Genomic DNA, 3,180 nt, shown 5'->3' with positions numbered 1-3,180 from the left:
TTGAGAACTGCACAGTGGACGCGAGCATCTGTGGCCAAGTTTTTAAGGGCGCACGGTGGATGCCTTGGCACCAGGAACCGATGAAGGACGTGGGAGGCCACGATAGTCCCCGGGGAGCTGTCAACCAAGCTTTGATCCGGGGGTTTCCGAATGGGGAAACCCGGCAGTCGTCATGGGCTGTCACCCGCTGCTGAACACATAGGCAGTGTGGAGGGAACGAGGGGAAGTGAAACATCTCAGTACCCTCAGGAAGAGAAAACAACCGTGATTCCGGGAGTAGTGGCGAGCGAAACTGGATGAGGCCAAACCGTATGCGTGTGATACCCGGCAGGGGTTGCGCATGCGGGGTTGTGGGAGTTCTCTTGATCAATCTGCCGATTGGTCGGCAAGTCAGAAACCGTTGGTGTAGGCGAAGGACATGCGAAAGGTCCGGCGTAGAGGGTAAGACCCCCGTAGCTGAAACATCAACGGCTTGCTTGAGAACCACCCAAGTAGCACGGGGCCCGAGAAATCCCGTGTGAATCTGGCGGGACCACCCGCTAAGCCTAAATATTCCCTGGTGACCGATAGCGGATAGTACCGTGAGGGAATGGTGAAAAGTACCGCGGGAGCGGAGTGAAATAGTACCTGAAACCGTGTGCCTACAAGCCGTGGGAGCGTCGCTGTATGTGCTTGCACATGCAGTCGTGACTGCGTGCCTTTTGAAGAATGAGCCTGCGAGTTAGCGGTGTGTAGCGAGGTTAACCCGTGTGGGGAAGCCGTAGCGAAAGCGAGTCCGAATAGGGCGATTGAGTTGCACGCTCTAGACCCGAAGCGGAGTGATCTAGCCATGGGCAGGTTGAAGCGGAGGTAAGACTTCGTGGAGGACCGAACCCACCAGGGTTGAAAACCTGGGGGATGACCTGTGGTTAGGGGTGAAAGGCCAATCAAACTCCGTGATAGCTGGTTCTCCCCGAAATGCATTTAGGTGCAGCGTCGTGTGTTTCTTGCCGGAGGTAGAGCACTGGATAGGCGATGGGCCCTACCGGGTTACTGACCTTAGCCAAACTCCGAATGCCGGTAAGTGAGAGCACGGCAGTGAGACTGTGGGGGATAAGCTCCATGGTCGAGAGGGAAACAGCCCAGAGCATCGACTAAGGCCCCTAAGCGTACGCTAAGTGGGAAAGGATGTGGAGTCGCAGAGACAACCAGGAGGTTGGCTTAGAAGCAGCCACCCTTGAAAGAGTGCGTAATAGCTCACTGGTCAAGTGATTCCGCGCCGACAATGTAGCGGGGCTCAAGCGTACCGCCGAAGTCGTGTCATTCCAGCACATACCCCCAACGGGGGCTGGGATGGGTAGGGGAGCGTCGTGTGCCGGGTGAAGCAGCCGCGGAAGCGAGTTGTGGACGGTTCACGAGTGAGAATGCAGGCATGAGTAGCGATACACACGTGAGAAACGTGTGCGCCGATTGACTAAGGGTTCCTGGGTCAAGCTGATCTGCCCAGGGTAAGTCGGGACCTAAGGCGAGGCCGACAGGCGTAGTCGATGGACAACCGGTTGATATTCCGGTACCCGCTTTGAAACGCCCAGTACTGAATCAGGCGATGCTAAGTCCGTGAAGCCGGCCCGATCTCTTCGGAGTTGAGGGTAGTGGTGGAGCCGATGAACCAGACTTGTAGTAGGTAAGCGATGGGGTGACGCAGGAAGGTAGTCCAGCCCGGGCGGTGGTTGTCCCGGGGTAAGGGTGTAGGACGCACGGTAGGCAAATCCGTCGTGCATATAAGTCTGAGACCTGATGCCGAGCCGATTGTGGTGAAGTGGATGATCCTATGCTGTCGAGAAAAGCCTCTAGCGAGTTTCATGGCGGCCCGTACCCTAAACCGACTCAGGTGGTCAGGTAGAGAATACCGAGGCGTTCGGGTGAACTATGGTTAAGGAACTCGGCAAAATGCCCCCGTAACTTCGGGAGAAGGGGGGCCATCACTGGTGATAGCACTTGCTGCTTGAGCTGGGGGTGGCCGCAGAGACCAGCGAGAAGCGACTGTTTACTAAAAACACAGGTCCGTGCGAAGCCGTAAGGCGATGTATACGGACTGACGCCTGCCCGGTGCTGGAACGTTAAGGGGACCGGTTAGTGCACTTTCGGGTGTGCGAAGCTGAGAACTTAAGCGCCAGTAAACGGCGGTGGTAACTATAACCATCCTAAGGTAGCGAAATTCCTTGTCGGGTAAGTTCCGACCTGCACGAATGGCGTAACGACTTCTCGACTGTCTCAACCATAGGCCCGGTGAAATTGCACTACGAGTAAAGATGCTCGTTTCGCGCAGCAGGACGGAAAGACCCCGGGACCTTTACTATAGTTTGATATTGGTGTTCGGTTCGGCTTGTGTAGGATAGGTGGGAGACTGTGAAGCGGCCACGCCAGTGGTTGTGGAGTCGTCGTTGAAATACCACTCTGGTCGTGCTGGATGTCTAACCTGGGTCCGTGATCCGGATCAGGGACAGTGTCTGATGGGTAGTTTAACTGGGGCGGTTGCCTCCTAAAGAGTAACGGAGGCGCCCAAAGGTTCCCTCAGCCTGGTTGGCAATCAGGTGTTGAGTGTAAGTGCACAAGGGAGCTTGACTGTGAGACCGACGGGTCGAGCAGGGACGAAAGTCGGGACTAGTGATCCGGCAGTGGCTTGTGGAAGCGCTGTCGCTCAACGGATAAAAGGTACCCCGGGGATAACAGGCTGATCTTCCCCAAGAGTCCATATCGACGGGATGGTTTGGCACCTCGATGTCGGCTCGTCGCATCCTGGGGCTGGAGTCGGTCCCAAGGGTTGGGCTGTTCGCCCATTAAAGCGGTACGCGAGCTGGGTTTAGAACGTCGTGAGACAGTTCGGTCCCTATCCGCTGCGCGCGTAGGAATATTGAGAAGGGCTGTCCCTAGTACGAGAGGACCGGGACGGACGAACCTCTGGTGTGCCAGTTGTCCTGCCAAGGGCATGGCTGGTTGGCTACGTTCGGAAAGGATAACCGCTGAAAGCATCTAAGCGGGAAGCCTGCTTCGAGATGAGTATTCCCACCCTCTTGAGGGGTTAAGGCTCCCAGTAGACGACTGGGTTGATAGGCCAGATGTGGAAGCCCTGTAAGGGGTGGAGCTGACTGGTACTAATAGGCCGAGGGCTTGTCCTCAGTTGCTCGCGTCCACTGTGTT

The 3,180-nt window shown here is 56.4% G+C and carries 1 rRNA gene; it reads left to right on the top strand.

Going from position 1 to position 3,180, the window contains the following annotated elements:
* The first annotated feature begins 32 nt into the window (after positions 1-32).
* A 23S ribosomal RNA gene (locus tag IF17_RS0135660) occupies positions 33-3,158 on the top strand.
* Positions 3,159-3,180: the final 22 nt, after the last annotated feature.

The organism is Streptomyces cyaneofuscatus (genome assembly GCF_000718135.1).
Taxonomy (GTDB): Bacteria; Actinomycetota; Actinomycetes; order Streptomycetales; family Streptomycetaceae; genus Streptomyces; species Streptomyces cyaneofuscatus.
This window is presented reverse-complemented; position numbering and strand designations above follow the sequence as displayed.